Origin of the sequence: Vibrio sp. dhg, assembly GCF_003443775.1 — a bacterium.
GTDB classification, from domain to species: Bacteria; Pseudomonadota; Gammaproteobacteria; order Enterobacterales; family Vibrionaceae; genus Vibrio; species Vibrio natriegens.
Genome location: NZ_CP028945.1, coordinates 53,552 through 68,355, shown reverse-complemented (window position 1 = coordinate 68,355; position 14,804 = coordinate 53,552). Strand labels below are relative to the sequence as shown.

The following is a 14,804-nucleotide window of genomic DNA, read 5'->3' as shown; positions in this document are numbered from 1 at the left end:
AAACTTACATTCTCCGACCCCTTAATTAACTACTGCTACACTCGCTTGATTGTGTTCGCAACAATTGTCATGACCGACATTGAATAGACAGCACAAGCTATCGGTACAAAATAAACTGGAAGTGCCAGGGGAACCGTAATGTAGAACAGTGCAACCAGCGGTAATGAGTACAGAACTCGCCTACTAATGCCATGTCTCATTGGTGATGAATATTCAAAACCATGCTTCTTAATCTCTCGTATCCAATATCCACTCATCATTGATGCAACGGTAAAGACAATCATTGCCGCAATCCAGATTTTCAATCCCCACAGTCTGAGTAGAACGAAATCCAAGTTGAGCGCCAAGCCCCAAATAGCCTGATCTACACTTTCCCAAAATCCAGTATTGAAGAACAGCCTGTCATTGATATCTTGTCCTTTCAAATACTCGACTGGCAGCAGCACTTCTCGGCACCATTGTATAAAACCCGAATCCACTAGTAGCGAGTCCGACAGATATGACACAGATTCATAAATTTCAATTGTCTCATCACTACCGACAAAGTGAGCTATATTTTCCAACTCTTGCTGCATACTGGACTCAACAACAGAAGGTAAAAAGAGTGTCGCAATTAATAGTATCGGCATTACCAGAGTAAAAATTAGCGTAATAATAAGCCCTGTATCTTTCTTGTCCTTTGCCATATTACTTCCTTGGTTTTGCTAGAATTGGTACACGACCTTTTTTGAGGTTCCCCCCAACAAACGAGGCAACATACTCCAAGTTAGGAAGCTGTCCCATTAGTTGCATTGGAAACATGTCAGCTTCTTCTTCCATTAAACGCTCACCAATGTTCGCTCCTAACCCATCCAACTCATCGTTGGATGCATTAAAGCCCTGTGTTCGCATCACATATCGAACTCTTGTTTTTGGAACCTGTGCCAAGACTCGCTCTTGAGTAGGAACGTCAGCACATCGAAAGCTTATGAAATTATTCGTTGATGCAATTATTTGGTCAGCCTTTGCCTTACTACCCAATTCAGCTTCAAAATCAGAGACAGTCTGTGTCGCTATCCATAAACGGAACCTTGCGCCACGAGCTTTGTTGACCATTTGTATTAACGGTTCACACAGCATTTCACTAGCTTCATCTACAAATAGATTAATGACTTTGTCATCTTCATCACCGTAGTTGTAGCGATCCGAAGCTACAGCAGCAGCATCAGCAAGAATCATTTTTCCTATCGCGCTCGAAACTAATCTATCCGAAAGTGAATCCGTACCAATGATCAGCACCTTGTTGTCAGCGATGATATTTTTCATGTCGAATACACCGCGAGAATCATCTAGGTTGGTTGGAGATAGCATTTCTGCCAGCTCACCATTAGTCACTTTAGAAAGGTTAGCCAACAGGTTGCCCGTTGATTGCTCCAACGTTCTTCGCTTATCGATGTACATGCTAGCCATTGATTCAATGGTTGCATTTGTGAACTTGGAAGCAACTCTGTTTCGGTAGTAATCAACACAAAGTAACGCTCTCACTTCTTCGTTCGTTGACGATTCTAATTTCGAGTAGAGCTTATCTTTCCAATCAACTCGATTAGCTTCACACCACGCAATTACCGCCTTTTCTATAAGTAAGCCAAAGTGTTCGTAGTAGTAACGAATTGCCGTGAGCGTAACTTGTTCATTAATTAGGTGCATGGCGTCGATCAAATACTGCAATACGGTGTTGGCAATATCTCGATAGAATGAGTCTCCATCTTCCGGTATAAGTGCTGTTACCCTTGCAGCCAACTCAGAAGAACGAGAAAAGTTCTTTAGAGGGTTAATCCTAATTGTGTCTCTTGGATAGGCAGGATGCCACATGAGATATCTATCAGGCTCCCCCATCGCTGCACATGTTCGTTCAGCAATAGCCCTAATGTCCTTATCACCCTTCGGATCTAGAAAAATACAGCATTCTTTCCTCAAGATAAGCTGAGTAAGCACAAGATCGAAGAAGCGGGTTTTACCAGAGCCAGAAGCTCCCGTGATAAGAGTGTGTAAGTCAGCCCACTTGAACATAAATCGGATATCTTCTTCTTTTTCCAAGATACCATGTATATACCCACTTCCTTCCGTGACATTTTGCTTACCAATGATGTCATCCATTTCACGCTTGGTAATGTCGTAGATTAATTGAGCCTCGTTATAACCTACAGAAGATCCCCACCCCAGGAATAAGCTATTTTTTACTGTTTCGTTGGACACGCTCGATCACCTCTCCATCTATACCAAACATCTTCAGTGTTTTAGTGCTACTTGGATCTATAAACTCCAATGGATACCCTTTTAGTCTTTTCTTTCTAATATGAATTTCGAAAGCTTTATGACCGGTGACAACACCAATGACAATACAAGCAAGCGCTGCATACCAATACGTTTGCTTGGGTACTTCAAAAACATAGGGCAGACAAAATAGAATCACAGCGGCAATCAGCCACGTAGCGATCAAGTAAGCTTCGTAGTTCGTTCTGTAAGGGAAGTTGTATTTGGTCGGGTTCGTACTATCAGTCATTGATTACAATCTCCGGTGAATCAAACAGATCAAGCATCGACACATTTTTAAGCTCTAACTCTGCTTTCATGACAATATCCATCACTGCGTCATTTGGAACTTGAATGCGCTGTTCTTGAACTTCATAGTTGTAGTGCTTGGCAATGAATTGGGCTATTGGAGTAGTGAAGCTAACAATAGATGGACTCTCGTTAGTGGATAGTTCAGGTTGTTCGTTTAACTCTGAGTGTTCAGTTGACACATTATCAGTCACTTCATCCGGTGTATTACTTGAACTACCTGCATCTACAAATTCAGGTTCGTGCTGTTTGGTATAAGCCGGAACTTCAATTTCCTTTGGTGCATCATGCGTCTGTTTCGATACCGGTGCTGACGGTTTTCTTTCAACAGCCTTTGCCTTTAGAGTGAGAGATTTACTAATATTTTTGAGCACACGCCCCAATGTTTCTTTACTGGTTTCATGCGTCTTTTGTTTATGCATATTGCCACTAACAGTGTAATCAGTCGGCTCATCAAATATTTCTTCAATAATCTCGCTATCCGGTACAACTTGCTCTTTTGGTTGTGGCTCATCAACCTTGTCTTGTACAGGCTTCGCTACTTTCGGGCGCTTTGAGTGTTCCTTGAGTGAGTAGAGCTTTTCCGGCTCTAGAACTAAACGTTGGACATTACGAAACTTCAGCCCCTTAACCTTCACCGGTTTCTTAGCATCACCGAGTATTTCAGGGTAGATGTCAAAATACAGTTCATCACCATTACTCGTAACTTGTCCTTCTTCAACCATGATTCGGGCTAGAACTTCAGGGACGGACGGAATGTTATACCCCGCATTTACCATTTCTTCGACCAATTCAGGGACAGCGTTATTCCAAATTACATACAGTTGTTCTTCAACAAACCACAGGTACGCCGACTTCTCATTTACCTTCCATTTTCCAATTAGGATGTAGTGACGAATCAGGTCGCAAAGTAATTCTGAAAGCGGGACTCGCTTTATCTCTTTTGTAATGTGAGAGTTGCGAGAGAACATATCAGCTTTCGTGGAGGCGCTATCCGCTTCGGCAATAATTTGCGGCATCGGATGAGACATGTTTGTTTTGCCGACACTTGCCAACATCATTGAGTGAATATGCTTGCCGTCATAGCACTTCTCTAACCATGACCACGTTTTGGCAGGAATCAAACGCTCCATCATCACCAATGAAGCATTTTGATGCTTCATATGTCTATCGCGGTTCCATGTAATGAAGTACCGTTCTATCTGATGTTCAGCAGCCCAAGCATGGATCGTCGTTCCGCTTTGCGCATCCCAAATAACTCGTTCTGAAGTTTTCGCATTACCATCGTGAACTTGCACATCTGCTAGTATCTTACCGGCATCATGCAAAAGCCCCGCTAGTATTGTTCCTGTGCGCCACTGAATATTGCTTTGCTGTGTTTCAGTCAAACTACCAATGGTAACTGGAAAATGTGTCATCTGCGCAGCTCTCATAGAACGGTGCGCAACGTCTAGTGAATGCGAGACTAAACCGCCGCCGGTGGCGTGATGTTTGTACTCCGAAGCGGGAAGTAAGTCTGCATAACGAATGAAGCTTTCAAACACAGGATAGATATATTCGTTAAAGACTTCTTTACTAACGCCGATTTCGTTTCTGATCGCGTTAATTTGCCCCTGCATACGCTCAAGTAACACATGAGGCTGAACCACCGGAATGCCTATTGGATTTGGAGGATATCCTATGGCATCGTCATCGAGGTTACTTAAACCATACATCTCGCTCTTTGAGTCTACAAATGCTTGCTTATCAGCTTGCCAAACTAGCTTCTTGAACCAACGTTTAAGCATGTTTTCATACACTCCAAAAGCAAGGCGAGATACCGCCTATTTTTCTTAGAACAACCATATTTTCATAGACCTCTAAACTTTGGAAATCACTTCTAAATGGTACATTGGCGGTATAAGTTTCCTAAATCCAAGAGAGTGATATGCGTACAGCAACAACGACTTATCCATTTTCTGCTAGTCAATTCGTAACTTGGGGTACGCACCGTTCTATCTCACCACGAATTAAGGGCATTATTGAGCATCACGCTCACCATATTGCCGTAAGCAAATATCAACTTCAGTCAGTTCCACAACCACAAAACGGAGATTCTTGGCTAACCAATGAAAACATGCCCTCTGTTGTACGCTTGGCTACCTTGGCAAAGTCTGAAGAAAACATTGCTCTTTTGTTCAGAGACTTAAATCTATATGGACGCATAGACCAGATGTATCAGTACGATGGAACGTACTTTCTCGTAGATACCAAGTCCCATGCATCCCCAACATTTTCAGATCAATTGCAGTTAAGCTTTTATTCTTTCATTCTGTCCCGATTGGGGTACAGAATGGCTCCTGCTGCGTTTGTTCGCTCATGCTATGGAAATCAGGTTCACTATGAAGCAGTTGACATTATTCCTCATGATGCAATGTCAGAGATTATCGGAGAGGTGGAGTAGGGAAGTCACCTTAACAAAGTTAAGATAAAGAAAGGGCAAGCCAATTTCAGCTTGCCCTTATTGTTTTTACCAGTACGTCTAGCCAGTAATGTTGAGTATCATTGATGCATAGTGTTTGAGTGTCGGTTCAAAGAAGACAACCCCAATTAAACCAGTCATCGCATAGACACTTAGAAACTTAGTGATTCTTTCTTTCATCGGCTTATTGCTCCCGTAGTGTTGTTTGATGTGAACTTCCTATTTGGTCAAGCATAGAAAGAAAGTCAGCCCAACTCATGCTCTCAATTTTTACTGGCTTTCCGGTTTGAAAAGCTGTTATGATTTTCTCAGCCATTATTACTAATCCCATTAATAGTTCTGGCTCGATGGTTTAACCATCCGGCTCTTGAAGGTGCGAACTTCAAGAGCCTTTTCATTTCAATTGTTACCGACTAATCAAAATGCGGTTATCTCCCACCTGAACCCATTTAAAATGATTCCCATCGACAATCAATTTTGCTTTTGGAAATCGCCCCATAACATTTTCAAGTGCAAGCTCAAGGTCACACTCATCTGTAAATCGTTCTACTTGCTGCTCCAAGCCTGAGTTTTTGTATAACGTTGCTCTCATAGTGTTCGCATTGATTTGGTTGCTAACTATATCCAGACTATCATTAACGTTTTAGTTCCAAAGAAAAAGGCATAGGATGGAGTGGTTTTTCTACTTTATTTTTTTCGGAGCCATACCCGCTTTCGCTTCCGTTTACTACCTGCTACCTAAAGCGTCATGGACAACCCGAATCAAAGTAGTTGCGAGTCGGGGATTATTGAAATTTCCATTTGGCTTAATCTTTGGCTTCCTTGCCATACTGCTCATAGAAATATTCAGAGTGGGTGTTATTACGAATGCAATTCATTGGGTGCTACTTTCACTCTCAATATACCTGCTATTAGCTTGGCTCTACCTATTCCTTTATAAACTGATGCTGAACAGAGTATTTAGACAAGCGATTACTTGGTCAGCGATTATCAATAGTATAATGTTGGAGGTAGGTATTATTGTCGCGTTTGTTGTTACGGGATTTGGTCTTTCACTTGCTCTAAGCTAATCACCTATCCGTCAACACTACTGCTGTGACAACCCCCATTGTTTTACTTAAAATAACCGCCCAATCCCTTGTTATATATAGCCTCAAGCGTCACTGTGATGAAAGGTTGTTTTTACTCATCACCAGACAAAACACGTTTGATGTATGCATCAATCTTGTTCACCTTTTCAGAACCAACGCGAGAGAACTCGTATTTCACCATGTTTCTATCAGCACTGCGACTTACTTTGGCGTAAGCGTTTTTGTCCTCAAACTCAGCCAGCTTATTTGTCTCCCATGTGGCTTTTTTAGGCTTACCAGTAGTATTTTCTACGACGAACGATTCTAGTAAATCTAAGGTTTCTCTTTGGCTTTCAGAAACGTCCTTGCTCAAATCAGTCAGGTTCTTTTTGAACTCTGCCATTGATTTGTCAATTTTTTTACCCGCTTTAATTAGTGCTCTTTGGTATTTAGCAAGCTTGCTGTAGAAACTATTTGGTATACCCTCAAAATCCACAAATACTTTGCGCATTGAAAGCTCAACATTATTCGCTTCGAGTCGCTTACGTAGTGACTCCCTACCGATTGAAAGTGCTGCTGCTAAGTCTTCAACCTTAGTATTTTCAACATCAATACCTTTACGTTCCGCTATGGTTAAAAGATACTTTGCATGTTCAGGGTATGACCAACGCTTAACCTCTTGGCTATCATTGATGATACCAAGCATTTGATCGTCCCTAACATCTTCCTGTAACTCCCACAGTGGTAAATCAACACCACCATTGATACACGAAAAACGACGACGACTTGCATCTAAAAGCAATAGCTTGCCAGTGGTAGGGCATCTAACAGCAACGCCCTCCTGGTTAACGCCGTTCTCACATATAGACGGGAAAATGTCTCTGACAGCATCTAACGTAAGTGCTTCCTGGTTACGTGGGTTGAGAGGGTGAATGTCTGTTTTGGACTCAACTTCGGATGCAGGAATGACAACACGCTTAGCCGTTACCGTCCCTTTTAAATATGTTCGAGTCTGAGAGCTGGTTAGGCTACTAGTGCGTGACTTGGCGCTGCCAGTCAACAAGCTCTTGCCTTTTTTCATCATGATTTACCTACTTATTGTTCTTACTTGTTAACGCTTTCAAATCGGAGATAAACGTATTGTATACCTCGTTTACAGAATTGATTGCATCATAGTATTGAATATCAGTACATGTACTTTCAGAACGAATGATGTCATAGATAGTACGATTCTTGTCAGCAGCTTCATGGAAGAACGGGCTGTGCTTAATCGCCTTAGTGATCATGTCGCTCCCCACCGTTCTTAGAAGTCGATCATAAGTTTTACGCTCTTGTTTATTTGCCTCGTTATAGTTTACCGGCAAGATTTTGAACCACTTCACGTTGTCACCTTGAGATGGCAAATCCTCTAATTGCTCAGACATAGTCAGTAGGTAAGACATTGTACTAACGTAGTCGTAAGTTCTTGGCGTTACAGGAGATAGGATCATATCAGCAGCTTCAATAGCTGACCAAGTAATAGGGCTGTTCTGAGGTGGCAGGTCTAAATAAATGATGTCGTATTGTGATTTCAGAATTGGCACAACTTTGTTGGCAAACGCTGTTAGCAATTCAACACGCTTTTCTTTGTCCAGTGACCAGTAAAGTTTTGTAAACTGCTCGTCCGTTGGGAAAGCTGTCATGACATCGAGGTTTGGTAAATGTGTCGAGAATGGTGCAGCTAGAACCACATCCTCAAAGCTATGTCCTGCTTCTTGGAATTCAGTTGCTTCATTTACAAACTCTTGAGAATCAAACTCTTTAAATAGTGAGCGAAGCAAGTCAGATAGTGTGATGAAAACTTCCTCACTCTCATCCTCTACGTTAATGATACCTCGCGCACTGCCTTGAGGATCGAGGTCAATAATAAGAACACGAGCATTCAGATTAAGGTCTAGCGCCGTTTTAACAGCAAGTGATGTGTTCGTCGTGGTTTTACCCGTACCACCTTTGTAGTTGCTGACTAACACAACTGTTGAATCATGATTATCAGAGAACTTTTCAAAGCCAAAGTGGTTCATTACGGCATGCACTTGCTCTAGCGTAAACATGTGGCTTCTATTGTAGAAGTAGGGTTCATCAATAACACCTTCTTCAATCAACTGTGCGATTCGTTTGTTATACGTGTTTTTCGATAAACCAAGAATATCGACACCTAGAGTAGTTTTGTTGACAGCATGGTTATGGACTAGGCGCGTTACACCATTTTCCAAAAGGTCATCTTTAAAACGAATCGCTGACTGTTCTAACAGTTCTTCTTTAAGCGATACGTTTTCATGAAACATTCTGGTTCCCAGGTCGGTAGCTTTCTCTTTGAAGTTCATTCGTTATTAATCCTGTTGAGTATGTCCTTTAAGTTAAAACCAGACTACATGCAAATTGAACCTTTAACAAGTTCATTTTGCATTTTTTGGTTCATTTTCCTGCCAGAATCAAAAACAACATGTAATAAGTTATTTTCTTATTACAAATTGCTAAGGACAGGCAAAGACAAACTTCGATTGAGGAACAAAAACAGGAAAGCAGGTAATAAGCTATTTTCTTATTAAATGAAAAATATGGATTTAGGAAAGATCTAATGGGGTGATACTTTGAAACTATAAGGTTATGAAATTAAACAGAGGATTAGACCGGCATGAACATTATTTATCCTAAAAACGCACCTGAAAAACTGAGAAAGAAGACAGAGAAAGCACTGAGAATGCTTAGAGAAGGAGCAGTAAGGTTTCGTGTATCAAGTCGGTACGGCTATAAAACTCTGAGCTTGGGCAAGTACGAAAGATTGGTAAAGACCGGTGAAAGCATACATATCTTCAGCCAGCATAGTGACTATGAAAAGTTTATCAACCAAGCAAGGTAGGGGAGCCTTGCTTGGTTTGGCTAAGTCATTTCTTTAAGAACATTTGTTCAAACAGGTTGTCTACCTCACGGCGTTTTTCAGCCAGCTTCAGTTCTTCTTCATTAGGTTCATCTGGAATCCTATTGCTCTCAACAAGTTTATTTATTTCATCTTCCAGAACTTCAGCATGTCCTTCATTGCCAAGTCGTAAAAACAAACTATGAATCTCACGCAGTGTTGGTAAAACATCACCACCTTCAGATTCAATATCTTGCTTCTGTTTCATCAAAGAAGATATTTTGCTGTAACAAGCTTCAGCTTCCTTAATGCTGAGTTGGTTCTTCCACTTGACCAAAAATCGAATTTTACAACCGCCATCACTGGTTGGCTCAACCTCATACCCTTGTAGTCCGTCCTTAGTGATGATTTCTAACTTATCTTTAGCGATTGGATTCGTAGCAATATCCGCAAGTGCAGGGGCAATAATCCGACTAATAAAGGCACTATGCCTCATGTATGTTTTCTTGAGCACTTTGCCCTTGTCGGTTTTAACACCAAATAGTACCTGAAGCTTATCCACCGAAATGAAATACATTTCAGTCTGATTGGAACGGTAACGGCACAAAAACTCAAAAACTCTTTTAGTGTTGGGGTTTCCAAGCTTCTTAAATACATTGTTATCAATTTTGGCGTGACCGTTTTTGTGAGAGTTGATGATGTATAGCTCTCGAAGTTCGCCGTTAGGTTTAATTGTAAGCGTTCCATCTGCATAAGTGACTTTAGCTAAAAGCGGATAGTACGCGAACGACCCCTTGTCATCTTCAATCCCTATTTGTTTCTCGCCAAGAGACTTCGCGGGGTTCTTCAGGGCAGTAGCCAGGTACTTAACATCAATATCAAACCATTGAGTTAACTGACTCGTGTTGAACCTGTATTCAGGAACAAAATGTTGGTCGTTATTCTTGTTCCAGTCACTTTCTTTCATATGGGTTAGCATTAAAGCGAACATGTCCATCATTCGGCATGTAAGACTAGTTGACGCATAAATTAACCCATGCGTTTTAAAGTGATAATCTAAGTGGTCTTCAGTAACCAGCTCTATATTCTTTTCCGTCATACGTGTACTTAAATTTGTTGTTTCACCACAACACTCGGTCCAATAGACACAAAACTCAGTTCATACTAGCACAAAGCTAAGTAAAAACTAGCACAAAACTCAGTTTACAATGGGAGGCATATCACGAGTTGTTAGTAGCAGCATTCTCGTAAAGAACATACCCCTCTATGCAACAAGTAATATAAAGCGTTGATTTTAAACATTTTAATGCATTATACCATTTGCCTTTGGATTTCCTAAATCTCAAGTTGTAAATGAACTCTCCGAATAGACCCGCCACAAAACAAAGTACATGACCACAAAATAAAGTACACAACCACAAAACTCAGTTCAATCACCACAAAATTAAATACAAACAGCACAAAAATAAGTTAAAACCACCCAAAAACCAGCATAGCTTCACAAATTTTAAGCACTCAAACACAAAAAAAAGTTAAGTTGTACAAATATATGTATGCTTTTAGTGAAGCTTGTACCTCATGACCACATACAACAACCTGTGTATAAGCTGTTATTAACCTGTGATTTGCCACAAAAATAAATTCAAGTAGCCACAAAAAAAAGTCTAAAGATCACAAAATTAAATCTACCTATCACAAAAAAATGATCGTTCAACACAAAAAAATGATCATTCCGCACAAAATCAAATACAAAAACACCAAAAAGAAATACACGAACAACCGAGAAAATCATTTATAATCATAATCTTGCGCTTATTTTTCGTCCCTTATAGGTATATATAAGATCTTAGAGGTGATCATAAGTCTCTAAAGGTAAACAAAGGTAAGATCATAGGGTTATAAAATAAACAATAAAATACTTTTCTATTTTTCTTAACTTAACAATGTTAAGTGTACCTAATGTCCGTTTAGGAAAGTGAGCGAGGTATGATTGAATCATTGCGGTATGACTACATCAATTGCAGTGATTACAGTTATGTACTTGAGTTTAAGTGACGCTACCACTGAATCTGCAACGATGTTGTTTTGGATCTATATTAATTCATTGGGAATAAGCAGTTAGCTTATTAGTTATAAATGAGAGAGTTTTGGGCAATTTTGATTGAGGATGTTGACGGTCATAGATTGTTGAAATCGGAAGACGTTACATTGAAGTTTGACAGCTTTGAGCTTACTGAGCTTTATAGGTGTGAGCTTGCAATGGAGTATTACGAAAGAAGAAGTAGTGATAGAACGTGGGCATGTTCGAGTGTTTATGTTTCTCTGCTGAGCAACAAGAGTTGGCTGGTTAAAAATGAACTTGGTGGAGTAGTCTGTCAATTAGAGCTTCTAGCGGCATAAAAAAAGCGTCTTGGACGCTTTTTTTATAATAACTGCCGTTATGAGCTTTTGAGTGTATTCAAGTGTGAGTCGAGTTCTTCTTGTTTCTCTAACGGTAAACGGTTTCGTATTTGATGAGCTAACTCGAATGCTAGCTGTGTTAAGTCACCAAGCGGTGACACTGATTTCGAATCTACGGATATTGCGAGAAGCTGCGCTATAATCGCGTTGTCTTTCAATGCCGTGGATACTACCTTAACTTTTTGGTCAGCCTCAGTATTTGTCAAACCAGATTTAACAAGCTTGCTATGCAGTTCTTGGAGAGCATCTTGCGTTGACTCTTTGCCAGGATATACCGTCAAAGCTTTTCCAAATATGTTCTCATCGTTGTCGTAATTCATATTGTTTTACCACTGACTAATTTAGATGCTTAAACGATATCAGTCATTCTCGCTTTCCAAACTATCAGGTGGTGTTTGAAGGGGATACGGATATCATTTCTGTTTTGGTCAATGTCTCCCGACTTTAATGGGGACTCAGAACCTTGTCTCGCCTGTTACATCAAACAAGTCATCCTCATCCATCACTGCACCGCTTTTTGGGTTCACTATTGTGTTTCGTTTTTGGCTTCGCTCATTTGCAAAACGAAGTAACTCCCTTTGTTCTTCAATAGAAAGCCTTTTAAGGCGTTCGTTGGCTTTCTTATACTGCTTCACAAGGAAACATATAAAAGCTGTCACAATGCCAATTACAACAAAGCCGACGAGGTATAAGTATGTATGGTCGTACATGTTCATTTTCTCCAGTGAGCCGTTCTTATTGTTTTTGTTTCACAATGCATATCCACGAACCTGTTAACACAAAAAATATCATTAATGCTTCATCAAGCGAAGCGTATGGAACACGCACAATATCAAATGTTAGCCCTGCACTGATGGTTATACAGCAGCAAGCTCCAACTAGATAGCTGGCAAGTTTTAATGTCTTTTTGGTTCTCATAGAATCTAGGTTTTCATTCGAGCGTTAGCCGGTTTAACGGAGTTTTCAGGCTAACCTAAAGTAAACTTGGGAAAGGGTAACGCTGCGAGTTCATTCGCTGAAAACAACATACGTTGTTTATCAATCCAATGATTTGCTTCTGAAGCATTAAAGTCCCTAGATAACTGCTTGTCTACTTGACCAAGAAACGCTGAAGTTAGTTCTTCAGACATAGTTATGAACCTTAGATTTTTAAGGATAAATGTTTCGGTATCGACTATCACAATTTCAATGGCAAGTCGTTTTGAGCTGTTAACGACTTCAGGCAGTTGTATGTCACCAACTATTGATGCGTCATAAGGACAGTCGAAATTTAATTGAAAGCCGCCGCGCTCAAATGAGAATACGAGCATCATCGCAGATGAGTCTCTATCTGCATATATTTTAGCGCTCACACGCCCTTCAGACAGAGTTACCCATTCTTCATTCGTCATGGACGGTAGACCTATGAACAATCGGTTGTATGTTGGACGCAGGAACTCAGCTATGGCTCCGTCGTACACCGGTATCGTATTTGGATAGGGCTGACCAATGATTAGCGTTTCTAACATGTTGGATTCCTTGTGATGGAGTACTGTTTTTTTCGGTATGGGCTTATTGTCCCAATCACTAGAAGAATACGGTTATGCTCTTGGTTTCCTAAATGAGTGTTTGTGATAAAAGCTCCTTGTTTCGTAGGCATACTGAGGTTGCACAGCCTATTGGCTAATCTATATACTGTGTTTATTTACAGTGTGTAAGGCGTAAAAATGTTAGTCATTCGACATCGGTATCATTACGGTTCGATAGTGCTGAGTGAGCATGGTGTTATCTTTGGACACTCAGTTATTGATAACAAAATAGCTGTAAAGCTCAAAAATGGAGATTTTGCTTACTATCCCTATTTAGGTGCTGCCAATATTGTCCCAATTGGAAATTTGAAACGAGTTAAAATAGTTAACTTGACAGGCTATACATTTGATGAAGACGGTCTGCGAGACTGGAATCAAATTCCTAGCGACCATTATGCTGTGGGCGCATGGTTGAACGGAGGAATTTATGTTCTGTTAAAGGATGGACACCCGATATTGTTCAGCTCGGACTAGAGGGTGCTAGGTGAAAACCGGAGAGCATTCTTCACCGACTTCGTCACTTTTTATATGTTTTTCCATACTCATGATGTGGGAGAGGAATAAAGTTTCATACTAATCGATAAAGCAAACCTGCTCGTACCGTTCTAATTGACACGCAACCAGAAATAAAGATTCATACTAATTGCTACAACCAAGTCTGCATCGCGCTACAACTGAGTATTAAAGTATCATACTCGGCTTCTCTGTCATTGCCGCTCTTTGTAACTCACTTCTGGACAAAAGTTGGTTAGGCAATTTACTCTATTTAGACTATTAGGTATTAGGAAAAGTATGGGTGTTGCACCATGTATTTTGTTTATTCCCCCCCCCCTCAAGGCATGCTCAATATTTGCCCATAGAAAGACCGTGCTCTTCAATAGATAATCTCTAAGTATCATTAGCACCCACGACATGTCTGGGAGGGACATCATAGCAAGAGCGGCGTTAAATTGCTTAAACAATGGTGGGCGATGACAAATGTCAGTCATAGTGCGCGTTGGTTTGTGGATTTGGAGCGTACAGCGAGAGCCGAACCCGCATCATCATATTGTAAGGATGAGAAGTAGGCTTTGCGTTCATATTTCTTGATAATCAGTGATTTGACTAGTCAATTTTAATCAAGAAGGCTAAGTCAGTTAGAACGCTATAGCATGAAAAAGTGCTATATTGAAAGCATCACATCTTCACGCCCCCACAGAAGGAATAATACTATGCCGACCTACCAGGTCACTTACTTCAACGTGAGACACGCTGTGATGGATAGCGAAGCTATCTTCATGAAAAACCTAACCAACGCTAAGCGCTCAGCAGAGCATCATGCGCCAGAGGGTACTGACCAAATTGAAATCAAAGATTTAATGGATCAAGTGCTGACTCGATTGACGCCTGAGCAAGGCTGGGTTGATAGCATCGAAGAGTGATATTGCCTAGCAATCACGGTTCGTTTGGAGTGTCATCAATAAATACACAGGCTTGATTAGTTTTTCGTATTAGCCTTTGACACAGTTTAATTTGTTTGTCTGTCAAAGCCTGTTCACAATAGAGTTGATCGAGTAAACCTGCAAGCATGTCTCTTTCCAAGTTACTCAGTTTTTCAGAATGCATGAGGAGTGTCGTATTGATAAGTTCAGAGAGGTTTCTTGAACTCACAATCCCCATTCCTTATCCCACGTCTTTTGTTCCTCAATATATTCTATTCGTTTGTGGACATCCTTTCTCTTCAACTCTTCTGGTATCCGCTTAATCCT

At 40.6% G+C, this 14,804-nt stretch carries 15 protein-coding genes; 3 read left to right on the top strand and 12 right to left on the bottom strand.

The genetic code is table 11. The annotated features are described in order from the left end of the window. Window positions 1-35: 35 nt before the first annotated feature. The 4 genes from DBX26_RS25040 to mobH are packed head-to-tail and all read right to left on the bottom strand — an operon-like array spanning window position 36 to window position 4,388. Window positions 36-686: a DUF4400 domain-containing protein gene (locus DBX26_RS25040; protein WP_118121319.1), complete on the bottom strand. Its 651-nt coding sequence runs from the start codon at window positions 684-686 to the stop codon at window positions 36-38. A 1-nt stretch (window position 687) separates the two neighbouring features. After that, the gene (traD, locus tag DBX26_RS25035; RefSeq protein WP_118121318.1) at window positions 688-2,235 is read right to left on the bottom strand and encodes a conjugative transfer system coupling protein TraD; all 1,548 of its coding nucleotides are present in this window, start codon (window positions 2,233-2,235) and stop codon (window positions 688-690) included. Next, a complete protein-coding gene (locus tag DBX26_RS25030; RefSeq protein WP_025624833.1) occupies window positions 2,210-2,542 on the bottom strand; it encodes a hypothetical protein in 333 nt (110 codons plus the stop codon). The genes traD and DBX26_RS25030 overlap by 26 nt, the downstream gene beginning before the upstream one ends. Further along, window positions 2,535-4,388 (bottom strand): MobH family relaxase, encoded by a 1,854-nt coding sequence (gene mobH / locus DBX26_RS25025; protein WP_118121317.1) that lies wholly within the window; start codon window positions 4,386-4,388, stop codon window positions 2,535-2,537. Before mobH ends, DBX26_RS25030 begins: the two co-directional genes overlap by 8 nt. A gap of 140 nt (window positions 4,389-4,528) precedes the next feature. Between mobH and DBX26_RS25020 the strand changes: the two genes are divergently transcribed. Then, window positions 4,529-5,044 (top strand): hypothetical protein, encoded by a 516-nt coding sequence (locus DBX26_RS25020; protein ID WP_118121316.1) that lies wholly within the window; start codon window positions 4,529-4,531, stop codon window positions 5,042-5,044. A gap of 202 nt (window positions 5,045-5,246) precedes the next feature. Here DBX26_RS25020 and DBX26_RS25785 read toward each other — a convergent pair whose 3' ends face one another. The 8 genes from DBX26_RS25785 to DBX26_RS24970 all read right to left on the bottom strand — a co-directional run bounded on the left by DBX26_RS25785 (window position 5,247) and on the right by DBX26_RS24970 (window position 12,996). Then, window positions 5,247-5,378 (bottom strand): hypothetical protein, encoded by a 132-nt coding sequence (locus DBX26_RS25785; RefSeq protein ID WP_267867363.1) that lies wholly within the window; start codon window positions 5,376-5,378, stop codon window positions 5,247-5,249. Between the two features lie 90 nt (window positions 5,379-5,468). Next, window positions 5,469-5,654, bottom strand: coding sequence for a hypothetical protein (locus DBX26_RS25015; protein WP_118121315.1), 186 nt, complete (start codon window positions 5,652-5,654; stop codon window positions 5,469-5,471). 590 nt (window positions 5,655-6,244) lie between these two features. Continuing rightward, the gene (locus DBX26_RS25005; protein ID WP_118121313.1) at window positions 6,245-7,216 is read right to left on the bottom strand and encodes a ParB family protein; all 972 of its coding nucleotides are present in this window, start codon (window positions 7,214-7,216) and stop codon (window positions 6,245-6,247) included. A gap of 7 nt (window positions 7,217-7,223) precedes the next feature. Then, the gene (locus DBX26_RS25000) at window positions 7,224-8,456 is read right to left on the bottom strand and encodes a ParA family protein (RefSeq protein ID WP_158297105.1); all 1,233 of its coding nucleotides are present in this window, start codon (window positions 8,454-8,456) and stop codon (window positions 7,224-7,226) included. A gap of 600 nt (window positions 8,457-9,056) precedes the next feature. Next, the gene (locus DBX26_RS24990; RefSeq protein WP_118121311.1) at window positions 9,057-10,127 is read right to left on the bottom strand and encodes a replication initiation protein; all 1,071 of its coding nucleotides are present in this window, start codon (window positions 10,125-10,127) and stop codon (window positions 9,057-9,059) included. A gap of 1,339 nt (window positions 10,128-11,466) precedes the next feature. Continuing rightward, window positions 11,467-11,808 (bottom strand): hypothetical protein, encoded by a 342-nt coding sequence (locus DBX26_RS24980; protein WP_118121310.1) that lies wholly within the window; start codon window positions 11,806-11,808, stop codon window positions 11,467-11,469. Window positions 11,809-11,943: 135 nt separating this feature from the next. After that, a complete protein-coding gene (locus DBX26_RS24975) occupies window positions 11,944-12,198 on the bottom strand; it encodes a hypothetical protein (protein ID WP_118121309.1) in 255 nt (84 codons plus the stop codon). Window positions 12,199-12,456: 258 nt separating this feature from the next. Beyond that, window positions 12,457-12,996 (bottom strand): hypothetical protein, encoded by a 540-nt coding sequence (locus tag DBX26_RS24970; RefSeq protein WP_118121308.1) that lies wholly within the window; start codon window positions 12,994-12,996, stop codon window positions 12,457-12,459. A 198-nt stretch (window positions 12,997-13,194) separates the two neighbouring features. Here DBX26_RS24970 and DBX26_RS24965 point away from each other — a divergent pair, with 198 nt between their 5' ends. Together DBX26_RS24965 and DBX26_RS24960 are read left to right on the top strand one after the other, a co-directional pair. Further along, on the top strand, window positions 13,195-13,530 hold the full coding sequence (locus DBX26_RS24965) for a hypothetical protein (RefSeq protein ID WP_118121307.1): 336 nt from the start codon (window positions 13,195-13,197) through the stop codon (window positions 13,528-13,530). Between the two features lie 737 nt (window positions 13,531-14,267). Next, window positions 14,268-14,477 (top strand): hypothetical protein, encoded by a 210-nt coding sequence (locus DBX26_RS24960; protein ID WP_162889750.1) that lies wholly within the window; start codon window positions 14,268-14,270, stop codon window positions 14,475-14,477. Window positions 14,478-14,804: the final 327 nt, after the last annotated feature.

Bases quoted from the DNA above. Each gene is read 5' to 3' on its own strand.
- DBX26_RS24960 (WP_162889750.1), top strand. From the start codon at position 14,268: ATGCCGACCTACCAGGTCACTTACTTCAACGTGAGACACGCTGTGATG.
- DBX26_RS24990 (WP_118121311.1), bottom strand. From the start codon at position 10,127: ATGACGGAAAAGAATATAGAGCTGGTTACTGAAGACCACTTAGATTAT.
- DBX26_RS24975 (WP_118121309.1), bottom strand. From the start codon at position 12,198: ATGTACGACCATACATACTTATACCTCGTCGGCTTTGTTGTAATTGGC.
- DBX26_RS25020 (WP_118121316.1), top strand. From the start codon at position 4,529: ATGCGTACAGCAACAACGACTTATCCATTTTCTGCTAGTCAATTCGTA.
- DBX26_RS25005 (WP_118121313.1), bottom strand. From the start codon at position 7,216: ATGATGAAAAAAGGCAAGAGCTTGTTGACTGGCAGCGCCAAGTCACGC.
- DBX26_RS25030 (WP_025624833.1), bottom strand. From the start codon at position 2,542: ATGACTGATAGTACGAACCCGACCAAATACAACTTCCCTTACAGAACG.
- DBX26_RS25785 (WP_267867363.1), bottom strand. From the start codon at position 5,378: ATGGCTGAGAAAATCATAACAGCTTTTCAAACCGGAAAGCCAGTAAAA.
- mobH (WP_118121317.1), bottom strand. From the start codon at position 4,388: ATGCTTAAACGTTGGTTCAAGAAGCTAGTTTGGCAAGCTGATAAGCAA.
- DBX26_RS24965 (WP_118121307.1), top strand. From the start codon at position 13,195: ATGTTAGTCATTCGACATCGGTATCATTACGGTTCGATAGTGCTGAGT.
- DBX26_RS25015 (WP_118121315.1), bottom strand. From the start codon at position 5,654: ATGAGAGCAACGTTATACAAAAACTCAGGCTTGGAGCAGCAAGTAGAA.
- DBX26_RS24980 (WP_118121310.1), bottom strand. From the start codon at position 11,808: ATGAATTACGACAACGATGAGAACATATTTGGAAAAGCTTTGACGGTA.
- DBX26_RS25040 (WP_118121319.1), bottom strand. From the start codon at position 686: ATGGCAAAGGACAAGAAAGATACAGGGCTTATTATTACGCTAATTTTT.
- DBX26_RS25000 (WP_158297105.1), bottom strand. From the start codon at position 8,456: ATGTTTCATGAAAACGTATCGCTTAAAGAAGAACTGTTAGAACAGTCA.
- DBX26_RS24970 (WP_118121308.1), bottom strand. From the start codon at position 12,996: ATGTTAGAAACGCTAATCATTGGTCAGCCCTATCCAAATACGATACCG.